The 23,854-nt window shown below is 65.8% G+C and carries 22 protein-coding genes; 8 read left to right on the forward strand and 14 right to left on the reverse strand.

The annotated features are described in order from the left end of the window. The 5 genes from IGS74_RS17020 to glpK all read left to right on the forward strand — a co-directional run bounded on the left by IGS74_RS17020 (position 1) and on the right by glpK (position 5,531). Positions 1-888, forward strand: coding sequence for a sugar ABC transporter permease (locus IGS74_RS17020; RefSeq protein WP_039191633.1), 888 nt, complete (start codon positions 1-3; stop codon positions 886-888). Next, a complete protein-coding gene (locus tag IGS74_RS17025; RefSeq protein ID WP_192387673.1) occupies positions 888-1,781 on the forward strand; it encodes a carbohydrate ABC transporter permease in 894 nt (297 codons plus the stop codon). Before IGS74_RS17020 ends, IGS74_RS17025 begins: the two co-directional genes overlap by 1 nt. A gap of 11 nt (positions 1,782-1,792) precedes the next feature. Next, the gene (locus tag IGS74_RS17030) at positions 1,793-2,080 is read left to right on the forward strand and encodes a DUF2160 domain-containing protein (protein WP_156122298.1); all 288 of its coding nucleotides are present in this window, start codon (positions 1,793-1,795) and stop codon (positions 2,078-2,080) included. Between the two features lie 88 nt (positions 2,081-2,168). Next, positions 2,169-3,932 carry an ABC transporter substrate-binding protein gene (locus IGS74_RS17035; protein WP_052194743.1) on the forward strand — a complete coding sequence of 588 codons (1,764 nt, stop codon included), beginning with the start codon at positions 2,169-2,171 and terminating at the stop codon, positions 3,930-3,932. A gap of 105 nt (positions 3,933-4,037) precedes the next feature. Continuing rightward, entirely contained in the window at positions 4,038-5,531 is a 1,494-nt protein-coding gene (gene glpK / locus IGS74_RS17040) for a glycerol kinase GlpK (protein WP_192387675.1), read from the forward strand. Here glpK and IGS74_RS17045 read toward each other — a convergent pair. From IGS74_RS17045 to IGS74_RS17070, 6 genes are all read right to left on the reverse strand, one after another. Continuing rightward, positions 5,515-6,576, reverse strand: coding sequence for an AI-2E family transporter (locus IGS74_RS17045; RefSeq protein WP_192387677.1), 1,062 nt, complete (start codon positions 6,574-6,576; stop codon positions 5,515-5,517). The genes glpK and IGS74_RS17045 overlap by 17 nt on opposite strands. A gap of 30 nt (positions 6,577-6,606) precedes the next feature. Continuing rightward, the gene (locus IGS74_RS17050) at positions 6,607-7,416 is read right to left on the reverse strand and encodes an ATP-binding cassette domain-containing protein (RefSeq protein ID WP_192387680.1); all 810 of its coding nucleotides are present in this window, start codon (positions 7,414-7,416) and stop codon (positions 6,607-6,609) included. Continuing rightward, complete coding sequence (locus IGS74_RS17055; RefSeq protein WP_192387682.1) at positions 7,413-9,197, reverse strand: dipeptide/oligopeptide/nickel ABC transporter permease/ATP-binding protein; 1,785 nt, start codon at positions 9,195-9,197, stop codon at positions 7,413-7,415. The genes IGS74_RS17050 and IGS74_RS17055 overlap by 4 nt, the downstream gene beginning before the upstream one ends. Then, the gene (locus IGS74_RS17060) at positions 9,194-10,141 is read right to left on the reverse strand and encodes an ABC transporter permease (RefSeq protein ID WP_192387684.1); all 948 of its coding nucleotides are present in this window, start codon (positions 10,139-10,141) and stop codon (positions 9,194-9,196) included. The genes IGS74_RS17055 and IGS74_RS17060 overlap by 4 nt, the downstream gene beginning before the upstream one ends. Positions 10,142-10,148: 7 nt before the next feature. Then, the gene (locus tag IGS74_RS17065) at positions 10,149-11,723 is read right to left on the reverse strand and encodes an ABC transporter substrate-binding protein (protein WP_192391861.1); all 1,575 of its coding nucleotides are present in this window, start codon (positions 11,721-11,723) and stop codon (positions 10,149-10,151) included. Positions 11,724-11,793: 70 nt separating this feature from the next. Beyond that, complete coding sequence (locus IGS74_RS17070; RefSeq protein WP_192387685.1) at positions 11,794-12,552, reverse strand: VOC family protein; 759 nt, start codon at positions 12,550-12,552, stop codon at positions 11,794-11,796. A gap of 170 nt (positions 12,553-12,722) precedes the next feature. Here IGS74_RS17070 and IGS74_RS17075 point away from each other — a divergent pair, with 170 nt between their 5' ends. The 3 genes from IGS74_RS17075 (at position 12,723) to IGS74_RS17085 (ending at position 15,120) form a co-directional block, all read left to right on the forward strand. Further along, on the forward strand, positions 12,723-13,901 hold the full coding sequence (locus IGS74_RS17075; protein ID WP_246723162.1) for an acyl-CoA dehydrogenase: 1,179 nt from the start codon (positions 12,723-12,725) through the stop codon (positions 13,899-13,901). A 95-nt stretch (positions 13,902-13,996) separates the two neighbouring features. Beyond that, positions 13,997-14,839, forward strand: a complete 843-nt coding sequence (locus tag IGS74_RS17080) for an aldo/keto reductase (protein ID WP_192387687.1) — start codon at positions 13,997-13,999, stop codon at positions 14,837-14,839. A gap of 5 nt (positions 14,840-14,844) precedes the next feature. Continuing rightward, positions 14,845-15,120 carry an HNH endonuclease gene (locus tag IGS74_RS17085; protein ID WP_039191608.1) on the forward strand — a complete coding sequence of 92 codons (276 nt, stop codon included), beginning with the start codon at positions 14,845-14,847 and terminating at the stop codon, positions 15,118-15,120. Between the two features lie 43 nt (positions 15,121-15,163). On the opposite strand, the gene phoB is transcribed toward IGS74_RS17085, so the two are convergent. The 8 genes from phoB to IGS74_RS17125 all read right to left on the reverse strand — a co-directional run bounded on the left by phoB (position 15,164) and on the right by IGS74_RS17125 (position 23,679). Then, positions 15,164-15,880, reverse strand: a complete 717-nt coding sequence (gene phoB / locus IGS74_RS17090; RefSeq protein ID WP_192387688.1) for a phosphate regulon transcriptional regulator PhoB — start codon at positions 15,878-15,880, stop codon at positions 15,164-15,166. Positions 15,881-15,890: 10 nt separating this feature from the next. Beyond that, the gene (gene phoU, locus IGS74_RS17095; protein WP_039191602.1) at positions 15,891-16,616 is read right to left on the reverse strand and encodes a phosphate signaling complex protein PhoU; all 726 of its coding nucleotides are present in this window, start codon (positions 16,614-16,616) and stop codon (positions 15,891-15,893) included. 17 nt (positions 16,617-16,633) lie between these two features. Further along, complete coding sequence (gene pstB, locus IGS74_RS17100; RefSeq protein ID WP_192387691.1) at positions 16,634-17,443, reverse strand: phosphate ABC transporter ATP-binding protein PstB; 810 nt, start codon at positions 17,441-17,443, stop codon at positions 16,634-16,636. 18 nt (positions 17,444-17,461) lie between these two features. After that, the gene (gene pstA / locus IGS74_RS17105) at positions 17,462-18,781 is read right to left on the reverse strand and encodes a phosphate ABC transporter permease PstA (RefSeq protein WP_192387693.1); all 1,320 of its coding nucleotides are present in this window, start codon (positions 18,779-18,781) and stop codon (positions 17,462-17,464) included. Further along, entirely contained in the window at positions 18,781-20,256 is a 1,476-nt protein-coding gene (gene pstC, locus IGS74_RS17110) for a phosphate ABC transporter permease subunit PstC (protein WP_039191596.1), read from the reverse strand. The genes pstA and pstC overlap by 1 nt, the downstream gene beginning before the upstream one ends. A gap of 98 nt (positions 20,257-20,354) precedes the next feature. Next, positions 20,355-21,353, reverse strand: coding sequence for a substrate-binding domain-containing protein (locus IGS74_RS17115; protein WP_192391862.1), 999 nt, complete (start codon positions 21,351-21,353; stop codon positions 20,355-20,357). A gap of 220 nt (positions 21,354-21,573) precedes the next feature. Further along, positions 21,574-22,728: an ATP-binding protein gene (locus tag IGS74_RS17120; RefSeq protein WP_192387696.1), complete on the reverse strand. Its 1,155-nt coding sequence runs from the start codon at positions 22,726-22,728 to the stop codon at positions 21,574-21,576. 12 nt (positions 22,729-22,740) lie between these two features. Then, positions 22,741-23,679, reverse strand: coding sequence for a hypothetical protein (locus IGS74_RS17125; RefSeq protein ID WP_192387698.1), 939 nt, complete (start codon positions 23,677-23,679; stop codon positions 22,741-22,743). Positions 23,680-23,854 lie beyond the last annotated feature (175 nt).

Here is a 23,854-nt window from a genome sequence, read left to right on the forward strand (position 1 = left end):
ATGGACAAAACCTGGAACAACCGCGCCTGGCTGATGGTCCTGCCGGTGCTGGTCCTCGTCGCGTTTTCGGCGGTGATCCCGCTGATGACGGTCGTCAACTACTCCGTCCAGGACACGTTCGGCCAGAACGAGTTCTTCTGGGCCGGCACGGAGTGGTTCACCGAGATCCTGCAATCGTCGAGATTCCACGACGCCCTGGGGCGCAACCTTCTGTTCTCGGCCATCATCCTGGCGATCGAGGTGCCGCTGGGCATCGTGGTGGCGCTTGCGATGCCGCGCAAGGGTTTCTGGGTGCCGGTCTGCCTGGTGCTGATGGCACTGCCGCTGCTGATCCCGTGGAACGTGGTCGGCACCATCTGGCAGGTCTTCGGGCGCACCGATATCGGCCTTCTCGGCGCCACGCTGACGCGGTTCGGCATCGACTACAATTACGTGCAGAACCCGCTGGACGCCTGGATCACCGTCATCGTGATGGATGTCTGGCACTGGACGAGCCTTGTCGTGCTTCTGTGCTATGCGGGCCTCGTCTCCATTCCCGACGCCTATTACCAGGCAGCCCGCATCGACGGCGCCTCGCGCTGGGCGGTCTTCCGCTACATCCAGTTGCCGAAGATGAGCCGCGTCCTGGTGATCGCCGTCCTGCTGCGTTTCATGGATTCCTTCATGATCTACACCGAGCCGTTCGTCGTCACCGGCGGCGGACCCGGCAATTCGACCACCTTCCTGTCGATCGACCTCGTCAAGACGGCGGTCGGCCAGTTCGACCTCGGCCCCGCGGCGGCGATGAGCCTGATCTACTTCCTGATCGTGCTCGCCCTGTCGTGGGTGTTCTACACCGTGATGACCAATGTCGGCGTGGACCGGCCACAGGGCCAGGGAGACCAGTGATGAGCAGCGTAACCCATCCGGCCTCGTCCGTGCCGCCCGCCCTGCATGCCGAGGATGCCCTGAAGCGCCGCTCGGCACAGGCCGCCAGCCGGCGCTTCCACCCCAAGGCGCTGATACCCGCCCTCTACATTCTGTTCCTGCTGGTGCCGATCTACTGGCTGGTCAACATGAGCTTCAAGACGAACCAGGAGATCATCAGCGGCGTCACGCTGTGGCCGGCCAATCCGACGCTGGACAATTACCGTACCATCCTGACCGATCCGTCCTGGTATCGCGGCTACATCAACTCGATGATCTACGTGGCGATGAACACGGTCATCTCCGTGGCCGTGGCGCTGCCGGCCGCCTATGCCTTCTCGCGCTATCGCTTCCTGGGCGACAAGCATCTCTTCTTCTGGCTCCTGACCAACCGGATGGCGCCGCCGGCCGTGTTCGCCCTGCCCTTCTTCCAGCTCTACTCGGCGTTCGGCCTCATCGACACGCATATCGCGGTGGCGCTGGCGCACTGCCTGTTCAACGTGCCGCTGGCGGTCTGGATCCTGGAAGGATTCATGTCGGGCGTGCCGAAGGAAATCGACGAGACCGCCTATATCGACGGCTACTCGTTCCCGCGCTTCTTCTTCAAGATATTCATGCCGCTCATTGCCAGCGGCATCGGGGTGGCGGCCTTCTTCTGCTTCATGTTCTCATGGGTCGAACTCCTGATCGCCCGCACGCTGACGGTGACGGATGCCAAGCCCATCTCGGCCATCATGACACGCACCGTCTCGGCTTCCGGAATGGACTGGGGCGTACTCGCCGCTGCCGGCGCGCTAACGATCATCCCCGGAGCGATCGTCATCTGGTTCGTGCGCAACTACATCGCCAAGGGCTTTGCCCTGGGCCGGGTCTGACGGAGGTGACCATGCCCGATTTTTCCTGGATGGCCTGGACCTGGCCAACGGCGATCTTCTTCATGACCATCGCCCTCCTGATCGCCCTCATGGGCGTCTGGGAGGCCGTGTCGCCAGGGGGCGGCCCGCGCTACGGCATACTGCGCTTCGAGACGACGCGCGGCGACCGCCTGTTCCTGTCGCTGCTCGGCTCGGCCTTCATCTGCCTTGGCTCCCTGTTCTTCTTCGAGGACGCGACCTTGTGGCCGGCGCTTCTCGTCTGCCTCGCCTATGCGGGGCTGGTGTTCCGCTTCGTGTGAAGCGGTTTGCCTCTTGCCCGCCGCGCGCCACCGGTCGCGCGGGAACGGGTTTATCTCCGGTCAACATCGTTCCTGGGAGGGAATCTTCATGAAGACGAGATGGATGCTCGGTGCCGCAAGCCTTGCGATCATGGTCGCGGCCGGCCCCGCTGCGGCGGACATGGACGCCGCGAAGGCATTCCTGGACAGCGAGATCGGCGAATTGTCGACGCTGGATCGCGCGCAGCAGGAAGCGGAGATGCAATGGTTCATCGATGCGGCGAAGCCCTTCGCCGGCATGGAGATCAAGGTCGTCTCCGAAAACATAACCACCCACGACTATGAGTCGAAGGTGCTTGCCAAGGCGTTTTCCGACATCACGGGCATCAAGCTGACGCACGACATCATCGGCGAAGGCGACGTGATCGAGAAGCTGCAGACGCAGATGCAGTCTGGCGAGAACATCTATGACGCCTATGTCAACGATTCCGATCTCATCGGCACGCACTGGCGCTACAATCAGGTGCGCAACCTGACCGACTGGATGGCCGGCGAAGGCGCCGACGTGACCAATCCGGGGCTGGACCTGGCCGACTTCATCGGCACCAGCTTCACCACCGCGCCGGACGGCAAGCTGTACCAGCTGCCCGACCAGCAGTTCGCGAACCTGTACTGGTTCCGGTACGACTGGTTCAACGACGAGAAGAACAAGGCCGACTTCAAGGCCGAATACGGCTACGACCTCGGCGTGCCGGTCAACTGGTCGGCCTATGAGGATATCGCCAAGTTCTTCACCGGCCGCGAGATCGACGGCAAGAAGGTCTACGGCCATATGGATTATGGCAAGAAGGACCCGTCGCTCGGCTGGCGCTTCACCGATGCCTGGCTGTCCATGGCCGGCAATGGCGACAAGGGCCTGCCCAACGGCGTGCCGGTGGACGAATGGGGCATTCGCGTCAACGACAAGTCGCAGCCGGTCGGCTCCTGCGTCGCCCGGGGCGGCGATACCAACGGTCCTGCCGCCGTCTACTCCATCGAAAAGTACCTGGAGTGGCTGAAGGCCTACGCACCGCCATCCGCACAGGGCATGACCTTCTCGGAAAGCGGTCCGGTGCCGGCGCAGGGCGAGATCGCCCAGCAGATCTTCTGGTACACGGCCTTCACCGCCGATGCCGTCAAGAAGGGCCTGCCCGTCGTCAACGAGGACGGCACCCCGAAATGGCGCATGGCACCCTCGCCGCACGGCGTCTACTGGGTGGAAGGCATGAAGCTCGGCTATCAGGACGTCGGCTCCTGGACGTTGATGCAGTCCACCCCCACCGAACGGGCCAAGGCTGCCTGGCTCTATGCGCAGTTCGTGTCGTCCAAGACGGTGGACGTCAAGAAAAGCCATATGGGCCTGACCTTCGTGCGCGAATCCACCATCCGCGACAAGAGCTTCACCGAGCGGTCCAAGGATCTCGGCGGTCTTGTCGAGTTCTATCGGTCGCCGGCCCGCAAGCAATGGTCGCCCACGGGCACCAACGTGCCGGATTATCCGAAGCTGGCGCAGCTCTGGTGGCAGGCCATCGGCGATGCGGCGGCCGGCAACAAGACCCCGCAGGAGGCGATGGACTCGCTCTGCGAGGAGCAGGAGCGCGTCATGGCGCGTCTGGAACGCGCCGGCGTGCAGGGCGACAAGGGCCCCCTGCTGAACGAGGAGCACGACATGGAGTACTGGGTGGAGCAGGCCAAGGCCAACGGAACGCTCGCGCCGCAGCCCAAGAAAGAAAACGAGAAGGAAACGCCCATCACCGTCAACTACGACGAGCTGGTGAAAAGCTGGGCCGATGCGGCCGGCGGCGACCGCGCGGACGCGGCCCCGGCCAATTGAGCCCCTGGCGTATATCTGTCATCCAACGGAGGGGGCCGGGCCGGGAGGTCCGGCCCCTTCTTTTCACCGCCGTCGCCACAGACCCAACGGGAGGACCCCCAACCCATGTCCGGCTATATCCTCGCCATCGACCAGGGCACGACATCCACGCGCGCCATCGTCTTCGACGCGTCCTTCCGTGTGGTCGGTGTCGCGCAGGAAGAGTTCGGGCAGATCCTGCCGCAATCCGGCTGGGTGGAGCACGATCCGGAGGAAATCTGGCGCACCGTGGTCGCCACGGTGAAGCGGGCCCTGGCCGATGCATCGCTGTCGGCGGCGGACATTGCCGGCCTCGGCATCACCAACCAGCGTGAAACGACCATCGTCTGGGAGCGGGACACGGGCCGGCCCATCCACAACGCCATCGTCTGGCAGGACAGGCGGACGGCCGAACGCTGCCGGCAACTGGTACGCGACGGGGCGGAAGCGACCGTCATGGACAAGACCGGGCTTGTCATCGATTCCTATTTCTCGGGCACCAAGATCGCCTGGATCCTCGACAATGTGGACGGCGCGCGGGCAAGGGCCGAAGAGGGCAAGCTGGCCTTCGGGACGGTCGACACATTTCTGCTCTGGCGGCTGACGGGGGGCCGCACACACCTCACCGATGCAACGAACGCCGCCCGCACCATGCTGTTCGATACTGCGGCCAACGCCTGGGACGAAGAGCTTTTGCGCCTGGTCGGCGTGCCGGCTGCGCTGCTGCCGGAGATACGCGACTGCGCCGCCGATTTCGGCGAAACCGACCCTGCCCTCTTCGGGAGCGCCATCCGCATCTGCGGAATGGCCGGCGATCAGCACGCCGCCGTGCTGGGCAATGCCTGCTTCAGGCCGGGCATGATGAAATCCACCTACGGCACCGGCTGCTTCGCCGTCCTCAACACCGGGACGGAGCGGGTTCGCTCCGGCAACCGCCTTCTGTCGACGCTGGCCTACCGGCTCGACGGACAGTCCACCTATGCCTTGGAAGGCTCCATCTTCATCGCGGGTGCGGCGGTGCAATGGCTGCGCGACGGGCTGAAGATCGTGCAGCGCGCCTCCGATACGGGCTTGATGGCCGAACGTGTCGACGACAGGCAGGATGTATACCTCGTTCCTGCCTTTACCGGGCTCGGCGCGCCCTGGTGGGATGCGGACGCGCGTGGGGCGATCTTCGGGCTGACGCGCGATACCGGGCCGGACGACCTTGCCAAGGCGGCGCTGGAAGCCGTCTGCTATCAGACGGCCGACCTGCTGCACGCCATGCGGCGCGACTGGCCCGCCGCCTCCGACACCGTGCTGCGCGTGGACGGCGGCATGGTGGCGAGCGACTGGACGATGCAGCGGCTTGCCGATCTTCTGGACGCCCCGGTGGACCGCCCGACCGTCCTGGAAACCACCGCCCTTGGCGCGGCCTGGCTGGCGGGCCGCCATTGCGGGGTCTGGCCGGACATGGAGGGTTTCGCCGAGCGCTGGAACCTCGACCGGCGGTTCGAGCCGTCGATGCGGCAAGACCTGCGGCGCCGCAAGCTGGCGGGATGGGAAGATGCCGTCCGGCGCGTTCTCAGCGACCGGGCGTGATCAACTGCTGCTTGCGCCGATCCTCGGTGTAGAGAGACCAGACGGTCACGAAAAGGGCGGCGATCAGTGGACCGATGATAAAGCCGTTGATGCCGAGCAGCGTCAGGCCGCCGACCGTCGAAAACAGGACCATGTAGTCGGGAAGCCGCGTTTCCTTGCCCACCAGCGGCGGCCGCAGCACGTTGTCGACGAGGCCGATGACCGCGACGCCGACGCCGATCAGGATCGCGCCCTTGACGTATTCGCCGGTGATCAGGAAGTGAATCGCGACCGGCATCCACACGATGGCCGCGCCGACGGCCGGCAGCAGCGACAGGAAGGCCATGACGGTTCCCCACAGCACGGCGCCGTTGACGCCCAGCGCCCAGAAGGCGATGCCGCCGATGGCGCCCTGCAACGCCGCGATAATGAAATTTCCCCGGACGGTTGCGCGCACCACCGAGATGAAGCGGCTCAGGATCGCTTCGGTATGATCCGGCCGCAGCGGCGATGCGTTGCGCACGGCGCGGGCGATCCGGTCGCCATCGCGGAACAGGAAGAACAGAAGATAGATCATCAGGCCCGCGGCGACGAAGAAGCCCAGTGTGCCCTGCCCGAAATTCCATGCCTGCCCGGCCACGATCTGCCCGGCCTGCGCCGCGGCCGAGGTGATGCGCTCCGAAAGATTGTCGGCGCCCAGCCCCTGCAGAAACTCCTGCAGCTCGGTCGGCAGGCGGTCGTAGAGGGCCTGCCCGTAGGCCGCCGGCTCGAAGCCTCCGCTCGTCATGCGGCTGTAGAGGCTTCGCCCCTCCTGCACGATCGAGCCCACCAGGAAGGCCATCGGAATGATCGCCACGAGAATGCACACGAGGACGCTGATCGCCGCTGCAAGCGAGTCGCGGCCGTTCATGCCGGACTGGATACGGCGGTGGACCGGGTCGAAGATGACGGCCAGCACGATGGCCCACAGCACGGCGCCCATATAGGGCTGGATCAGCCACAGGAAGCCGATCGTCACGACCGTCAGGAAGATCATGAAGGCCCGTCGCTGCGTACCATCGCTCATCGGTGATCTTCCTTTTTTCCGAATGCCGTCTTAGAGCGTTTCGGAAGCCTGATCCAGCCTCGGGGCGCTTGCCAGAAGCGACCGCGTATAGGCGGCCCGGGGCGCAGCGAACAGCCTTTCGGCCGGCCCCGTCTCCACGATCTCGCCCCCTTGCATCACCATGACCCGATCGCAGATCGCCTCGACGACCGCAAGGTCGTGGCTGATGAAGACATAGGTCAGGTCGAATTCGGCCTTGAGCCTGTCCAGCAGCAGCAGAACCTGCGCCTGTACGGATACGTCCAGCGCACTGACGGGCTCGTCCAGCACGATGATGCGCGCCTGTGCCGCCAGCGCCCTTGCAATGGCGATGCGCTGTGCCTGTCCGCCCGAAAATTCATGCGGGTAGCGCTGCAGCGCCTCGGCCTCCAGCCCCACATGATGCAGCAGCTCTTCCATGCGGGCGCGGCGTCCGGCCGCGTCGGCCATCCCGGCAAGCCGTTTGAGCGTATTGCCGAGTATCTCGCCGATCCGGTGGCGCGAGTTCAAGGACGCGACCGGGTCCTGGAACACGTACTGGATGCAGCGCCCGAGCATGCGCCGGTCCCGCCCTTTCAGCGTGGACAGATCCTCTCCCTCGAGGCGGATCGCCCCGCCGGTCGGCCTGTCGAGGCCGACGAGCATGCGCGCAATGGTGGATTTGCCGGAGCCGGACTCCCCGACGATCGCCAGGGTCTCGCCCCGTGCGACCGCAAAGGTAGCATCGCGCACGGCAACGATTTCGGCGCCGCGCGACAGCCAGCCGCCGCGCCGGAAGGTGCGGTTGAGGTTCTCGGCCTCGATGACGGGCTGGTCGATCATGCGCGCGCCTTGAGGGCGTCCATGTCCCGCATGGCCCGGACGCGCGACAGGAAATGCCGGCCTTCGCCCGGCCTCGGCACGCTGGCGATCAGGCGGCGCGTATAGGCATGCGCCGGCGCATGGAGCACGCTCCGCGTGGCGCCCTCTTCCACGATGGAGCCATCCTTCATCACCGCGACCCTGTCGCACATGCCGGCGACGACGCCGAAGTCATGCGTGATCAGCAGCAGGGACAGCCCGCGCTGCCGCTGCAGATCCTTCAACAGCGCCAGGATGCGGGCCTGCACCGTCACGTCCAGCGCCGTCGTCGGTTCGTCTGCAATGAGGATTTCGGGATCGTTGGCGAGCGCCATGGCGATGCCCACACGCTGGCGCTGGCCGCCGGACAGTTGATGCGGATAGGCCCCGTATCGCCCGGCCGGGTCCGGCAATCCCACCTGTTCCATCAGGGCCAGCGTTCGGCGCCGCGCCTCGGCCCGGCCGACCGGGCGATGGGCCGTGACCGCTTCGGCGATCTGGCGGCCCACGGGCATCATGGGATGCAGGCTGGTCAGCGGATCCTGGAAGATGTAGGCCACCCTTGCACCCCGCAGGGACGCCATGTGCGAAGGCTGCTCCAGCAGGTCGTGTCCGTCCAGCCGGATCGCGCCGGCGGTGATGACGCCGGGCGGCGAGGTGACGAGGCCCATGATCGACAATGCGGTCACGCTTTTGCCCGAGCCCGACTCGCCGATCACGCCAAGGCATTCGCCCTGCCGCAGCGTCAGGGAAACGTCGCGCACGGCCGGGCGTATCGTCCGCCCGGACCGAAAGCCGACGGATAGCGCCTCAACCGCCAGGGGCGCCCTCATCTGCGGGGTGGATGTCTGTGCCCCTGCCCCCGGAGCGGCCTGCCGCGCGACCTCCGTAACGGCCTGCGGGCGCGCAAGGGCGCCCGAGCGAAGACGCGGGTCGAGGACATCGCGGATGCCATCGCCGGCAAGATTGATGCTCATCACCAGAACGAAGATCATCAGGCCGGGAACCAGCGCCACATGCGCCGCGGTAAAAAGCTGCGCCCGCCCCTGTCCGAGCATCGAGCCGAGGTCCGCTTGCGGCGGCTGCGCGCCGAGCCCCAGGAACGACAGGCCGGCCGTCTCCAGGATCATCCAGCCGACGGTCGACGACATGGTCACCACGATGACCGGCAGTATGTTGGGGAAGATTTCCGTTGCCAGGATCGCCAGATTGCCCTTGCCCGACAGGCGCGCCGCGTCCACGAAAGGCTGGTGGCTCAGCCCCAGGACCCGCCCCCTTATGTTGCGCGCGAAGAAGGGTATGTTGACGACCGCGATGGCGTAGAGGGCGTTGACCAGCCCCGGCCCCAGCACGGCGACGATGGCCAGCGCCAGCAACACGTAGGGAAAGGCCATCAGCATGTCCACGAGGCGCATCAGCACCGTATCGGTGCGCGGGCCGGCGTAGCCGGCCACCAGCCCCAGAGCCGTGCCAAGCACCGCCGCTACCAGCGTAGCGCCGATTCCGACGGCAAGGGAGACGCGGGTGCCCCAGACGAGGCGGGCAAGGACATCGCGGCCGAGCGGGTCGGTGCCGAGCGGATGCCCGGGCGAAAAGGGTGGCCGCAATCTTGCGGCCGTGTCCGTCGCATCGGGGTCCGGCAGCGGCAGCAGCGGCGCGGCAAGCGCGATTAGCAGGATCAGGACAAACAGCGCCATGCCGATCGCCGAGAGGCGGTTGGCAAGGATGAGGCGCAGGGTGGAGGGGCGCGCCTGCACCGTCATGCCCGCAACCTCGGATCGACCATCGCCTGCGCGATATCGGCCGCCAGATTGACGAGGACGTAGCAGCCGGCCGCAATCAGGACGCCGCCCTGCACCAGCAGGAGATCGCGCGTCGACACCGCCTGCACCAGCATGGCTCCCAGCCCCGGCCACTGGAACACCGTTTCGACATAGACGGCCCCGCCCAGGACGAAACCGGCCTGCAGCCCGACTATGGGAATGATCTGCACCAGCGCTGCGCGCAAGGCATGGCGTCCGATCACGAGGCGTTCGGGCAGCCCCTTGGCGCGGGCGGTACGGATGAAGTCCTGCCGCAGCACCTCCAGCATGGCCGCGCGAGACAGCCGGGCGATGACGCCGGCCGCTATGATCGCCAAAGTGGACGCGGGCAGGATGAGATGCAGCATGATATCGCCGGGCCCGCCCCCGCCATACACCGCCGTCATGCCAGAGGCCGGCAGCCAGCGCAGCCGCACGGCGAAGACGAGGATGAAGACGAGCCCCAGCAGGAAGGCCGGCATCGAGATGCCGATCAGCACGGCAAAGGTGACGATACGGTCCGCCCAGCCGAACTGCCGGACCGCCGAGATCACCCCGGCAAGGATGCCGAGCAGCGAGGCGAGGACGAGCGCCGTTCCGGCAAGGATCAGGGTTGCGGAAAACCGCTCGGCCACCTCGTCCAGCACCGGCCGGTTGAGGATGTAGGATTGGCCCAGATCGCCATGCAGCAAATTGCCGGCCCAGATCAGGTATTGTTCGGGCAGGCTGCGGTCGAGGCCGAGTTGCGCGTTCAGCCGCGCGACGTTTTCAGGCGTCGCATAGGATCCCAGTATGGCCAGCGCCGTATCGCCCGGTATCATCGCCATGATGGCGAAGACGAGGATCGACAGGCCGACCAGCACCGGCACGGCCGCCAGCAGGCGCTTCAGGATCGTGGCCGCCATGCCGGCCTCAGTTCTTCACGACGTCGCGCAGGATCAGGGTGAAATCGGGCTGCAGGGTGAACCCCTCCACCCGTGACGTCGTCACGGCGTTCTGCTTCCAGTTGGCGACGAAGAGCCAGGGCGCCTCCTCATGCACGAGGCCCTGAATTTCGCGGTAGAGGTCCGCTCGCTCCTCGAAGTCGATCGCCGTGCGGGCCTGATCCAGCAAGCCGTCCAGATGCGGGTTGCTATAATATCCGGAATTGAAGCCACCCGCCTCCGGCATCGCGTTGGAATGCAGGGTCAGGAAGGGCAGCGTATCCGGATCGTTCGTCATCCACGCCATTTCCGCCATGTCGCCCTTGCCGGACAGCCCGCCATTCACCTGTGCAAGGTAGCTGTTCCACTCATGGGTCTGGATATTGGCGTTCAGCCCGACGGCGGCGAGGTCCGACTGGATGGCCGTCGCCATCTGGACCGGGTCCAGCATGCCGGAACCGCCTTCCGTCGCAAGGAAGGTCATGTCCGCCTCGGTGACGCCGGCCTCCGCCAGCAGCGCCTTGGCGCGTTCGGGATCGTGCGGATACGGTGCGATGCCAGGGTCGGTCGCCCAGTCGAAGGCGGGCGGGATCGGGCCGGCGGCTACCTCCGCCGTACCCTGGAGGATGTTGTCCACGATGCCCTGCTTGTCGACCGCATAATTGACCGCCTGCCGCACCCGCTTGTCCGCGAACGGGCCGTCACGCGTATTCAGGATCAGGAACCAGACATGCGGGCCGACCGTCTCGTGCACGGCGAAGGCCGGATCGTCGCGGAAGGTCGCGACATTGTCCGGTGGCGTCTCCACGAGGACGTCGATACCGCCGGCCATCATCTCGGCGATCCGTGTATTGGCATCGGTGATGGGCCGAAAGACGACCGCCTGGAGCTGCGGCGCGCCGTCCCAGTAGTCCGGGTTGGCTTCCACGACCACCCTCTGGTTCGCCACCCACTCGGCAAAACGGAAAGGCCCGGTGCCCGAAGGGCTGCGGCCAAACTCGCCGCCCGACGCTTCCACCCCGGCGGGGGAAACGATCAAACCCACCGGTGCGGCCAGATTGGACAGGAAGGGCGCAAAGGGCTCCTTCAGCGTGAACTCGACCGTCAGCGGATCGACCGCCGTGACGCTGTCGACGGCATCGAACTGGAAGGACAGCGGAAATGGCCCCGTATTGTGGAACGGATGGGCCTCGTCGAGCATCCGGTCGAAATTGAACTTCACCGCCTGCGCGTCGAAGGGCGACCCATCGTGAAAGGTCACGCCCTCGCGCAGGGTGAACGTGTAGGTAAGCCCGTCCTCCGAGATGTCCCAGGCGGTGGCGAGCGCCGGTTCCAGGTCGAGCGTACCCGCTTCGTACCGAACCAGGCCATCATAGACGTTCATCAGGATCCGGAAGTCGTTGGCGGCCGTCACGCGGTGCGGGTCCAGCGATTGCGGCTCGGCGATCTGTCCGACGATCAGCACGCCCGGCGGCGTCTGCGCCATTGCCGGCGCGGCCCCGGCAAAGATGACCGAGGCTGCGAGGGCCAGTGCGGCAAGGCGGCTCCGAACGGCTGTCATCATCATCCCCCATCCTGTGCTCGTGGAGGGGAAGCCTAGGTCAGCCGGGCGTCATAACAACCCCGAAAACGCGTCAGGCCGTCGCTTTCCTGCTACCGACGAGCCCGAAAACCGCGCCCTCCGGGTCGAGGCACTTGAGTGCGAACGCGCCGCCGGGCACCTCATGCGGGCCGTGCACGACGGTGCCGCCGGCATCGCGTACCCGGCCTGCCGCGGCGTCGATATCGTCCACCGCCACATAGAACGTCCAACCGGGTTGCATTCCCGCCGGGGCATTCATCATGCCGCCCTGGTCGGTCCCCGCGCTGCCGTAGATCTGGTAGGTGCCCATCGGCCCCATATCCATCGCCTGCCCTTTTTCCCATCCGAACAGCGTCTGGAAAAACGAAAAGCTTGCCTGCCAGTCGCTCGCCACAAGCTCGTTCCAGCATACGGTGCCGAGCGGCCCGGCAGCGGCGCGCGGGTCCTCGTCGCAGTCCACGAGGCCCTTTCCGACATAGAACGGCAGGCCGTCGCGGTCCGCCAGCAGCGCGAATCGGATAGCGCCCGGCACCTCGGTCTCCGGCATCAGCACCCGGGCGCCCTCACCGTTTGCTGCGGATACGACCGAGGCCACGTCATCGACATCCACGTAGCCGGCCCAGCGCGGCGGTTCGCCCGACTGGGTGCGGCGCGCACCCGCAACGCTGCCATGCCCCATCGACAGCAGGAAATACCCGGCAGTGCCCGGCGCCGGCTCGGGCTGCCAGCCGACAACCTCGCCGTAGAAGCGCAGGGCCGCATCGAGATCGCGCGCGGCGATCTCGTGCCAGAAGAAACGACCGTTCGACATGGGGAACCTCCCGTCCGATTTTTTTACGTTGATATCAACTATATTCCGATCCGTAAAGCCGCCAGTCGGCCTCTGCGGTGGAGACGGCACGGATTTCGTGCGATAGCAGGCCTATCGAATTGGGAGACATGGACATGACACACGCTTTTCCCGCCGGTGGGCAGCCTGCGATGGGCCGGTTCGACTGGGCGGACGCGTTCATGCTGGAGGCGCAACTGACCGAGGAAGAGCGGCTGATCCGCGACTCCGCCCGGGATTTCGCCCAGGAAAAGCTGCAGCCGCGAATCCTCGAAGCCTATGAGCGCGAGACGGTCGAGCCGGAGATCTTTCGCGAGATGGGGTCGCTCGGCCTGCTCGGCGTTACCCTGCCCGAGGATTACGGCTGCGCCGGTGCATCCTACGTCGCCTACGGCCTCGTCGCGCGCGAGGTGGAGCGGGTCGATTCCGGCTATCGCTCAATGATGAGCGTGCAGTCATCGCTGGTCATGTATCCGATCTACGCCTACGGCACGGAAGAGCAGCGCCGGACATACCTGCCCCGGCTGGCATCCGGAGAATGGATCGGTTGCTTCGGCCTGACGGAGCCCGATGCCGGCTCTGATCCGAACGGCATGAAGACGCGTGCCGAGAAGGTCGCCGATGGGTATCGCATCAGCGGCACCAAGATGTGGATCTCGAATTCGCCCATCGCCGACGTCTTCGTGGTGTGGGCGAAGTCCGATGCCCATGACGGCGCCATACGCGGTTTCGTGCTGGAAAAGGGCATGGCGGGGCTTTCCGCGCCCAAGATCAACGGCAAGCTGTCGCTGCGTGCCTCCGTTACCGGCGAGATCGTCATGGACGGGGTCGTCGTGCCCGAGACCGCGCTCCTGCCGCATGTCAGCGGGCTGAAAGGGCCATTCGGCTGCCTCAACCGGGCTCGCTACGGCATCTCCTGGGGTGTGCTGGGGGCCGCCGAAGACTGCTGGCATCGTGCCCGCAACTACACGCTGGAACGCATCCAGTTCGATCGCCCGCTCGCGGCCACGCAGCTTGTCCAGAAGAAGCTGGCCGACATGCAGACCGAGATCGCGCTGGGCCTCCAGGCTTCGTTGCGCGTCGGCCGCCTGTTCGACGAGGATGCGCTGGCGCCGGAAGCGATCAGCCTCGTCAAGCGCAACAATTGCGGCAAGGCGCTGGACATCGCGCGGATGGCTCGCGACATGCATGGCGGCAACGGCATCATGGGCGAGTATCACGTGATGCGGCACCTCCAGAACCTCGAGACGGTCAACACCTATGAGGGGACGCACGACGTGCATGCCCTTATCCTGGGCCGCGCCCAGACGGGTTTGCAGGCCTTCGCCTGATCGCCATCGCCTCGGCCGGCCGGGCGGCGGATTTTTTTGCCCGGTCGCCGCCACTGTGCCCTATCTGCACGGAATAGAGCGAAAGGACGCGATCCATGGACAAACCCATCCCCGATCTCGAGCTGAATGATGGCACGCAGCTTCCGGCTCTCGGATTCGGCACCTACAAGCTGAACGGGCGCGCCGGCGTCGATACGATAGTGCGGGCCATGCGCAATGGCTACGGCCTGCTGGATTCGGCCTTCAATTACGAGAACGAGGGCGCCGTCGGCGCGGCCGTGAAGGCGTCCGGCCTGGCGCGCGACACGATCCGAGTCACCTCCAAGCTGCCGGGCCGCAGGCATCGCTATGCGGAGGCACGGGCGACGGTCGAGGAATCCTTGTTCCGCACCGGCCTCGACCATCTGGACATCTACCTCATCCATTGGCCCAACCCGAAGACGGGCCTTTACGTAGAGGCCTGGCAGGCCCTCGTGGATGCGCAGAAGGCGGGCCTTGTCCGCACCATCGGCGTCTGCAACTTCCTGCCTGAGCATATCGAGCGCATCGTCGCGGAGACCGGGGTGGTGCCCGCCATCAACCAGGTGGAACTCCATCCGTATTTTCCGCAGGCCGAGCAACTCGCCTTCGATCGTTCCAAAGGCATCGTCACGCAAGCGTGGAGCCCGCTCGGACGCGCCAACGACATCATCCGAAACGAGACAATCGGCGAGATCGCGCGGCGGCACGGCAGGTCCATTCCGCAGATCATCCTGCGCTGGCAGGTGCAGCAGGGAGCCGTTCCGCTGCCCAAGGCGACATCGGACGAGCGCCAGGTCGAGAACCGGTCCGTCTTCGATTTCGAGTTGTCGCGATCCGACATGGACACGATCGCATCGCTGGCGCGGCCGGATGGCAGGCTCGCCGACCAGGATCCCGCCCGCTACGAAGAGTTCTGAACGCCATGGCGGACGAGGCTGCATGCTGGCTGTGCGGCCGCCCGCTGGGCAGCCGCGTGGAATGGCATCACCCCATCCCGAAAAGTCGCGGCGGCCGGCAGATCGTGCCGGTCCATCCGATCTGCCACCGCACCATGCACACGCATTTCACCAACACGGAACTGGCCCGGATGGAGGCGGAGGGGCAGAGCCTGCGCGAGCGGCCGGAGCTTGCCGGCTTCCTGAAATGGATCGCCCGCCGCCCGCCCGACTTCCATGCCCCGACGCGCCGGAAAGTTTAAGGATAGGAGATAGCACCTGTCGATGCGATCGACGGCCTTGCCCCTAGCGCGCGGCAGTCTGCCGGGCGGCCGCGAAGGTTTCGTCCAGGGCGTAGCCGGCACCGCGGACGGTGCGGATAGGGTCGCGCTGGCGGCCACGGTTGATCGCCTTGCGCAGGCGGCCGACATGCACGTCCACGGTGCGCTCGTCGACGTAGATGTCCCGTCCCCAGACGCCGTCCAGCAACTGCTCCCGCGAGAAGACCCGGCCGGGGGCCTGCAGCAGGAACTCCAGCAGCTTGAACTCCGTCGGCCCCAGCTTCACCTCACGGCCGCCGCGGCGCACGCGGTGCGTCTCGCGGTCGAGGTCGATGTCGCCTGCCGTCAATTGCGACGAGATACGCTCGGGCTTTGCGCGCCGCAGGAGCCCTTTCACGCGGGCCATCAGCTCCGGCGTGGAGAAGGGCTTGACCACGTAATCGTCGGCGCCGACGGACAGCCCGCGCACACGCTCGCTCTCTTCGCCGCGCGCGGTAAGAAGGATGATCGGCATGCGCTCGGTTTCCGGCCGCAGACGCAGGCGGCGGCACAGTTCGACGCCGGAAAGGCCCGGCAGCATCCAGTCGAGGATCAGGAGGTCCGGCACCTCCTCCTTGAGACGCAGGTCGGCTTCGTCGCCGCGCATGATCGTGTCGACGGTGAAGCCCTCGGCCTCGAGATTATAGCGCAGGAGGACGCTGAGGGCCTCCTCGTCCTCGACAACGGTAACCCTGGCGTTCATCCCGGTGTCCTCACTTTTCCGTATCGGCGTTCACCGGCAGCACCATGGAGGTGGTGCGGTCGCCCTTCGGCCGTTCGTCCTCGATCTGCTGGCCCGTCTTGATGTAGTAGATCGTCTCGGCGATGTTGGTCGCATGGTCGCCGATGCGCTCGATGTTCTTGGCACTGAACAGAAGATGCGTGCAGGCCGAGATGTTGCGCGGATCTTCCATCATGTAGGTCAGAAGCTCGCGGAAGATCGACGTGTACATGGCGTCGATATCCTCGTCGCGGGCACGCACCGCCTCTGCACGGTCGGTATCGCGCGTCGCATAGGAATCCAGCACGTCCTTCAACTGGTCCAGGGCAAGCTCGGCCATATGCTCGATGCCGCGCGTCAACTGGACCGGCTGCCCGAATTCGTGGACCGCCATGACGCGCTTGGCGATGTTCTTGCCGAGGTCGCCGATGCGCTCCAGGTCGGAGGCGATGCGGATCGAGCCGACGATCTCGCGCAGGTCCTGCGCCATCGGCTGGCGCTTGGCGATCGTCAGGATGGCGCGCTCCTCCAGCTCCCGCTGGGCGGCGTCCAGAAGAACGTCGTCCGCCACCACCGACTGGGCAAGCGAGAAATCGCTCCGGGTCAGGGCGCGTACCGATTGCTCCACCATGCGCTCGGCCTGACCGCCCATCTCGGAGATGCGGCGCATGATGTATTTCAGCTCTTCGTCGTAAGAGCGTACGATATGGTCTTCCATGGTTTCCCCTCCCCCGGTCAGCCGAAGCGTCCGGTGATGTAATCCTGCGTACGCTTGTCGTCCGGGTTTGAGAACATCTTCTCCGTCGGTCCGACTTCCACGATCCGCCCGAGGTGGAACATGGCCGTGCTTTGCGATACGCGCGCCGCCTGTTGCATGGAGTGCGTCACGATGACGATCGTGAAGTTCTGCTTCAATTCGTCGATCAGCTCTTCCACGGTCGCGGTGGCGATCGGATCGAGTGCCGAGCATGGCTCGTCCATCAGGATCACCTCCGGCGACACGGCGATGGCGCGCGCGATGCACAGGCGCTGCTGCTGGCCGCCCGACAACCCGGTGCCGGCTTCGTGGAGGCGATCCTTCACTTCCTCAAACAGGCCGGCCCTCTTGAGGCTGGTGACGACGATTTCCTCGAGGTCGGCCTTGTTGCGGGCCAGGCCATGGATTTTCGGCCCATATCCGACATTCTCGAAGATGGACTTCGGGAAAGGGTTCGGCTTCTGGAACACCATGCCGACGCGGGCGCGCAGTTCCACCACGTCGAGATCGCGGTCGTAGATGTCGTCCCCGTCGAGCGTGATCTTCCCTTCGACGCGGCAACCCTCGATCGTGTCGTTCATGCGGTTGAGCGTCCGCAGGAAGGTCGACTTGCCACAACCCGACGGGCCGATCAGGGCCGTCACCTGCCGTTCCGCGACATTCAGGTCCACCTCGTACAGCGCCTGCTTGGCGCCGTAGAAGACCGAGACTTTCTCACCACGCATCTTGATGGGCATGTCGAGCTTTCCTGCTGGCCGGGCGGCCTTGATGTGAAGATGTTCCATCATGATCTGCTCCTGCCGCTCCTACCAGCGACGTTCGAACCGGCGGCGCAGAAGCACCGCAGCGATATTCATGAATGCAAGGAACGCAAGCAGCACGATGATCGCGCCGGAGGTACGCTCCACGAAGGCGCGGTCGGCCTCGTTGGCCCACATGAAGATCTGCACGGGCAGCGCCGTCGCCGGGCTCATGGGACCGGAGGGAAAGTCGGCGACGAAGGCCACCATGCCGATCAGCAGAAGTGGAGCCGTTTCCCCGAGCGCCTGGGCGAGGCCGATGATGGTGCCGGTGAGGATGCCCGGCGCAGCGAGCGGCAGCACATGCTGGAACACCATCTGGTTGCGTGAGGCCCCAAGCCCGAGGGCTGCCGCGCGGATGGAGGGCGGCACGGCCTTCAACGCCGCGCGGGTGGCGATGATGATCGTCGGCAGGGTCATCAGCGTCAGCACCAGCCCGCCCACCAGCGAGGCCGAGCGCGGCAGGCCGAACCAGTTGATGAATACGGCGAGGCCGAGAAGGCCGAAGACGATGGATGGCACCGCCGCCAGATTGTTGATGTTCACCTCGATGAGATCGGTCAGCTTGTTCTTCGGCGCGAACTCCTCGAGGTAGATCGCCGCCGCGACACCGATGGGCAGCGACAGAACGAGCACGATCAGCATCATGTAGAGCGAGCCGAGGATGGCAACGCCGACGCCGGCCGTTTCCGCGCGGCTCGATGCACCGCTGGTGAAGAAGTCCGTGTTGAAGCGCTGCGCGAGGTCTCCGGCCTGCTCGAGATCGTCCATCCAGCCTAGCTGCATGTCGTTCAGCGGCCTGCGGCCTTCCTCGACGGTCAGGTCGAACTGGCCCTTCAGGGCGCTGTCCACCGTGGAGTTGGCGAAGATCCAGACGTCCTGGGTGGTGCCGATGATGGACGGATCCTCGAGCACCATCTGGCGGAGTTGCAGTCTTACGCCCTGCGATATCAACCCGACGGCGCGCTGCACTTCCTGCCGGTTGGACGGGTCGATGCCGAGGCGCTGGACGATGGCGTCCTGCGCCAGGCGCGGATAGTTTGCACGCATCAGGGCCGACGCATCCTGACCGCCGGTACCCTCGGGGTCGATGATCTCCTGCGAGAAGGTGATCGGCAACCGGATCTCGGTCTGCCAGAAGGCCGTGTAGCCCTGCGAGATGACCGTCCAGAGCAGCGTGCAGAGGAAGATCAGGCCGATGGCGATCGCGGTGACGCCGTAAGCCTTGAAGCGCCGTTCGGCGGCATAGCGACGCTTGATGCCGATGTCGCGGCGTGGGGGCGCCTTGCTGACCGCGCCGGCCTTGTCCATGGAAATGTCGGTCATCAGTCGTACTGCTCCCGGTATTTGCGCACGATGTAGAGGGCGACGACGTTGAGGATCAGCGTCATGACGAAAAGCGTAATGCCGAGCGCGAAGGCCACGAGGCTCTGCGGCGAGGTGAAGTCGAGATCGCCCGTCAGCTGGCTGACGATCTTGATCGTCACCGTCGTCATGGCCTCGAAGGGGTTGATGGTGATGTTGGCGGCGATGCCCGCGGCCAGCACCACGATCATGGTTTCGCCGATGGCGCGCGAGGCGGTCAGCAGCAAGGCCGACACGATGCCCGGCAGCGCCGCCGGCAGCACCACGCGCTTGATCGTCTCCGAGCGCGTCGCGCCCAGCCCCAGCGATCCGTCACGGAGCGAGCGCGGCACGGCGGTGATGATGTCGTCGGACAGGGACGACACGAAGGGGATCAGCATGATGCCCATGACCAGGCCGGCCGTCAGCACGCTCTGCGCCTGGATGAAGGCGGTGTAGTTGCCGGTTGCCAGCCCGGCGAGCTGCGCCGACAAATCGCGCAGGAACGGGCCGACGGTGATGAGCGCGAAGAAGCCGTAGACGATGGTGGGAATGCCGGCCAGAACCTCAAGCAGAGGCTTGACGAACGCGCGCACGGGGTTGCTCGCATATTCCGCCATGTAGATGGCCGCGAACAGGCCCACGGGCACAGCGAACAGCATGGCCACGAAGCCGATATAGAGCGTGCCGAGAAGCAGCGGGATCAGGCCGAACTGCCCTTGCACGCTGGAGCCCGCGGCGGCGAAACGCGGCTCCCACACGGTGCCGAAGAAGAAGTCCGCCGGGGGAATGCGCGAGAAGAAATCCAGGGATTCGAACAGCATCGAGAACACGATGCCGACCGTCGTCAGGATGGCGATCGACGACGCCAGGATGAGAAACCCCCTGACGACGCCCTCTACCGCGTTGCGGGCCTTCAGGCGCCGGTGGATGCGCGACAGCGCGAAGACGAGGCCGGCGGCCGCGACGGCCAGAACGGCGATGCTCATGCCGAGGCGGCTGTAATCGTCCAGGGCGATCTGCCGCAACGCCAGCGGAACCATGAAGTCCTGCGTCTCCGCCGCCAGCGGAATGCCGCGGCGCTGCAGCACGGGCCGCAACTCGGCGACGGTCGCATTATCGAGGTTCTGCTTTTCGTCGGCGGGCAGCGCGCGGATGCCGGCGGCGAGCGATGCGACCATGTTCGACGCCAGATGGGGCGGCAGGGTCGTCTCGACCTCGGCGAGGCGGCCGGAAATGTCATTGGCCGTCAGGACCGGCGCGAAGGCGACCCATGCAGCCAGAAGCGCGATCGCCGGAACGGCCACGAAACTGAAGACATAGGAGCCATGGTAGACGGGGCGCGAATGAAGCTTGACGCCCCCATCGCCCGACAGGCGCATGGCGCGGGCCCGGCCCATGAAAAATCCCGCCAGTGCAATCAGCAGGACGGTAGCAACGATCGAAAGTGTGGACATCGTTTCACGCTCGTCGAAGGCCGGGTGAGCGCGCGGGCAGGTTTGCACCGCGGGCAGGCGATGACCGGGCGCTCACGCGCCCGGTCGCTATGGATGCATCAGCCTTCGATGGTGGTTCCGGCCGTGAACTTCTCACGGACGGCATCACGCTCGGCGTCCGGCGCCGGCACCAGGCCATACTGGGCCAGCGGGCCGTCAGGGCCGACCATCTGGTCGTCCAGGAAGAACTCGACGAACTCCTGAAGGCCGGGGACGACGCCGACATGCGCCTTCTTGACGTAGAAGAACAGCGGGCGCGAAACCGGGTACTCGCCGGCCGAAATCGTTTCGACGCTCGGCGTCACGCCGCTGATCGTCGCAACCTTCAGGCGGTCCTGGTTCTGCTCGTAGAAGGCGAGGCCGAACACGCCGACGCTCTGCGGGTTGGCGTCGATGCGCGACAGGGTCTCGGTGTAGTCGCCGGAAATGTCGGTGGTGATGTTGCCGCCGCGAACCGAGATGCACTGGTCGTGCGCGGCCTTCTTGTCCATGCCGGAAGCCGTGAACGCTTCGAGGGCGCCGGAAGCCTCGCAACCCGCGGCCAGGAGCTTCTCGTCGAACACTTCACGCGTGCCGTGGTTTTCGGCCGGGATGAAGGCCGAGATCGGCTGTGCCGGCAGCGAGGAGTCGACATCGGCCCAGGTGGCGGCGGTGTTGTCGACGATCTGGCCGTCCTTCACCACCTTGGCAGCCAGAGCCTTGTAGACCAGCTCCGGCGTCAGGGCGAAGTCGGGGCCGGAAGCGGCCGAGGCGAAGACGATGCCGTCATAGCCGAACTGCACTTCCTGGATATCGGTCACGCCGGCATCCTGGCAGGCCTTGCGCTCGCTGTCGCTGATGGGGCGCGAGGCATTGGCGATGTCGACCGTCTGCGAGCCGACACCCTGGCAGAACTGACGGAAGCCGCCGGACGTGCCGCCCGATTCGACGATCGGGGTGGGGAAATCGGGATAGACCTCGCCGAAATTCTCGGCGACGATCTGGGCATAGGGCAGTACGGTGGAGGAGCCGGCGATCTGGATCTGTTCGACCGACTGGGCATGCGCCCCGGCGGACATGAAGAAGGCGGCGCCGAGCGCTAGGCTCGCTAGGGTCTTGGTGGTCACGGATTCTACTCCTTCGGGAGTTGTCGTAGTAAATTTGCCTCGACCCGCGCAGCGTCGTCGCGCCGCCGTCTTCGGGTCGGCTAACCCTCTACCGGTTTGCCGCGAATGATATATGACGGCCGGGTTTCCAATTTATGACAGCGCAATAGACTGAAATATATCGGCTTTTTGGCTACGATCGATTCTTCGTCATGATCGGGAAGCGCATTGCAAAGGTGGAACCCTCGCCGGGGCGAGACTGAATCAGCAATCGCGTGTTGTGGCGCTGCAGGATATTGCGCACGATGGACAGGCCGAGACCGGTACCGTCCGCCTTCGCCGCCTTCCCCTCTTCGACCCGGTAGAAGCGTTCCGTCAGGCGTGGAACATGCTCGGCGGGGATGCCCCGGCCGAAATCCTGCACGAAGGCTTCCGCCGTCGACGGCATGTTCGGCACAGGACGTATCCCCAACAGGATGCGTTCGCCGCCGCCGGCGTATTTGATGGCGTTTTCGACGAGGTTCGAGAACACCTGCGACAACTCGTCATGGCTGCCGTTCACCGCGACGGCGGTGTCGGGCACCTCCAGTTCCAGACTCAGGCCGGCCGCGCCGGCGCGCGCCTCGAGCGCGTCCCTGACCTCCTCCAGCATCCGGCAGAGATCGACGCGCTCCGCCGGGCCAAGCGCGGGGCGCGTCTCGATCCGCGACAGGGACAGAAGGTCGTCGATCAGCCTGGACATGCGGCCGGCCTGCTCGCGCATGATGGCCAGGAATCTTTCGCGGGCGGCGGTGTCGTTGCGCGCGGGGCCCTGGAGCGTCTCGATGAAGCCGATCAGGGAGGCAAGCGGCGTGCGCAGCTCGTGGCTGGCATTGGCGACGAAATCGGTGCGCATCCGCTCGATCTGTCGCTCGGCCGTGCGGTCCTGCATGGTGAACAACAACAGTTCCGGCGCGTCGTCTGGCGCCTTGCGGATGCCGACGATCTCCACGCCGAAAGAGCGTGCGCGCGGCGCCCTCTCGGCCAGTTCCACCCGCCGCGGCGTACCGGTTTCCAGCACCGACTGCGCGGCCGACAGAAGTTCGGGCGCCCGAAACCTGATGGACAGGGGATCGCCGACCGCCATGGGGCCGAACGTCGCCTGCGTCGTCGAATTGCAGAATCGAATGACGAGCGCCTGGTCCACCAGCAAAGCCGGCTCCTGCATGGCCTCCAGAACAGCCTTCATTCCCGCATCGGGCCATTGGGTCGATGCGCGTGGCCCACCGGGGCCGCCCTGCACTTCCGCGCCGAGGCGCGAGGCCAGGCGGGCCGTGGCGCGGGACAAGAAGGAGCGGTCGTCCGCCATAAAAAGCCGGCCTTATCCGATAACGCGCATCCGCACGGCGAAAAGATCGAGGTCGGAGCCTTCGCCGCCGACACCCGGGGCGATGGCCAAAGTGGCAGGGCTGGCGGCATCGCCCGGCACGGCGATATCGAAGACGAAGGCTTCTTCCTGCATGCTGGTCACGAATCGCTGCCGGTCGCAGATGCTGCTGCTGGCGAAAAGGCAGCGCACGCTGAACTCGCGCGCGCGGGAATCGGGCGAGCCGGCCGTCAGTTCGACCCGCACCGTCGATCCGGCGATCTCGCCGACGAGCCCCGGCCCGACGGCCAGCATCACTTCGCTGGTCTGGCCGCTGGGCGATTGCATGCGCACCGCCTCGCGCCCATTGGCGGTGATCGCCTCGACGCGGCCGCCCTCGGGCGTCGACAGCGTTTCGATATTGCCGCCGGAAAACACATTGATCCAGGAGATGTCGGTTGGCGACGTGGCCTCGCCGGTCACGGTCGCATTGTCGCCCTCGCCTGCGGGGACGGCCGCGTCGGACTGGAAGATCGTGCTGACGACATAGAGCGCGATGACGAGGAAAAGCGCGGCGCCGATGCCGATGAGGGTCGGCATCGATACGAGGCCCCGCCGGGGTGGGTGCCGGTCCGTGCCGGGCTCGTAGTCCGCATACGGATCCTGCGGCTGGTGAGCGGCGTGCTCGTCGTCGAAGTCGATGTCATGGTCGGCATGCGCCGGTGCGCCCTCGTCGGCCGGCAGGGCGCCGGCCTCGAAATCGTCTTCGATCCGCGAGATCGCTTCCGCCAACGCATGGCGGCGCTGCTGTGCCTCGTTCGCCGGCACGGCCTTTTCGGCCAGCATCTTCTCGAGGGCGCGCTCGGATGCCTGATAGATGGAAAGCCTGTATTCGGGGTCCGCTGCATCGCCGAGGTTCAGGGCGCGCCGCAGGCTTTCTTCCAATGCACTCATTACACCTCCGCTCGGGCTTGCGGCCCTGTGCATCATGCACCACCCGCATGACACGAACCTTGTGTCTCATAGCCGACACCGGCTTGCCAAGTCGGAACTGCCAACGGCGAAGAAGCTTTATAGGGTGCAATGCGCGGTCAGCCCGCGCCCCGCCCTTCCGCTCCATCCCCTCCAG

Source organism: Aureimonas sp. OT7, from assembly GCF_014844055.1.
Taxonomy (GTDB): domain Bacteria; phylum Pseudomonadota; class Alphaproteobacteria; order Rhizobiales; family Rhizobiaceae; genus Aureimonas; species Aureimonas altamirensis_A.

Coding starts and splice junctions, on each gene's coding strand:
- IGS74_RS17050 (WP_192387680.1), bottom strand. CDS start 7,416: ATGATCGACCAGCCCGTCATCGAGGCCGAGAACCTCAACCGCACCTTC.
- IGS74_RS17120 (WP_192387696.1), bottom strand. CDS start 22,728: ATGGCGGACGACCGCTCCTTCTTGTCCCGCGCCACGGCCCGCCTGGCC.
- IGS74_RS17075 (WP_246723162.1), top strand. CDS start 12,723: ATGGGCCGGTTCGACTGGGCGGACGCGTTCATGCTGGAGGCGCAACTG.
- phoU (WP_039191602.1), bottom strand. CDS start 16,616: ATGGAAGACCATATCGTACGCTCTTACGACGAAGAGCTGAAATACATC.
- glpK (WP_192387675.1), top strand. CDS start 4,038: ATGTCCGGCTATATCCTCGCCATCGACCAGGGCACGACATCCACGCGC.
- IGS74_RS17060 (WP_192387684.1), bottom strand. CDS start 10,141: ATGGCGGCCACGATCCTGAAGCGCCTGCTGGCGGCCGTGCCGGTGCTG.
- IGS74_RS17085 (WP_039191608.1), top strand. CDS start 14,845: ATGGCGGACGAGGCTGCATGCTGGCTGTGCGGCCGCCCGCTGGGCAGC.
- IGS74_RS17030 (WP_156122298.1), top strand. CDS start 1,793: ATGCCCGATTTTTCCTGGATGGCCTGGACCTGGCCAACGGCGATCTTC.
- IGS74_RS17055 (WP_192387682.1), bottom strand. CDS start 9,197: ATGACGGTGCAGGCGCGCCCCTCCACCCTGCGCCTCATCCTTGCCAAC.
- IGS74_RS17025 (WP_192387673.1), top strand. CDS start 888: ATGAGCAGCGTAACCCATCCGGCCTCGTCCGTGCCGCCCGCCCTGCAT.
- phoB (WP_192387688.1), bottom strand. CDS start 15,880: ATGAACGCCAGGGTTACCGTTGTCGAGGACGAGGAGGCCCTCAGCGTC.
- IGS74_RS17035 (WP_052194743.1), top strand. CDS start 2,169: ATGAAGACGAGATGGATGCTCGGTGCCGCAAGCCTTGCGATCATGGTC.
- IGS74_RS17045 (WP_192387677.1), bottom strand. CDS start 6,576: ATGAGCGATGGTACGCAGCGACGGGCCTTCATGATCTTCCTGACGGTC.
- pstB (WP_192387691.1), bottom strand. CDS start 17,443: ATGATGGAACATCTTCACATCAAGGCCGCCCGGCCAGCAGGAAAGCTC.
- IGS74_RS17080 (WP_192387687.1), top strand. CDS start 13,997: ATGGACAAACCCATCCCCGATCTCGAGCTGAATGATGGCACGCAGCTT.
- pstC (WP_039191596.1), bottom strand. CDS start 20,256: ATGTCCACACTTTCGATCGTTGCTACCGTCCTGCTGATTGCACTGGCG.
- IGS74_RS17070 (WP_192387685.1), bottom strand. CDS start 12,552: ATGTCGAACGGTCGTTTCTTCTGGCACGAGATCGCCGCGCGCGATCTC.
- IGS74_RS17020 (WP_039191633.1), top strand. CDS start 1: ATGGACAAAACCTGGAACAACCGCGCCTGGCTGATGGTCCTGCCGGTG.
- IGS74_RS17115 (WP_192391862.1), bottom strand. CDS start 21,353: ATGTCCGCCGGGGCGCATGCCCAGTCGGTCGAACAGATCCAGATCGCC.
- IGS74_RS17065 (WP_192391861.1), bottom strand. CDS start 11,723: ATGATGACAGCCGTTCGGAGCCGCCTTGCCGCACTGGCCCTCGCAGCC.
- pstA (WP_192387693.1), bottom strand. CDS start 18,781: ATGACCGACATTTCCATGGACAAGGCCGGCGCGGTCAGCAAGGCGCCC.
- IGS74_RS17125 (WP_192387698.1), bottom strand. CDS start 23,679: ATGAGTGCATTGGAAGAAAGCCTGCGGCGCGCCCTGAACCTCGGCGAT.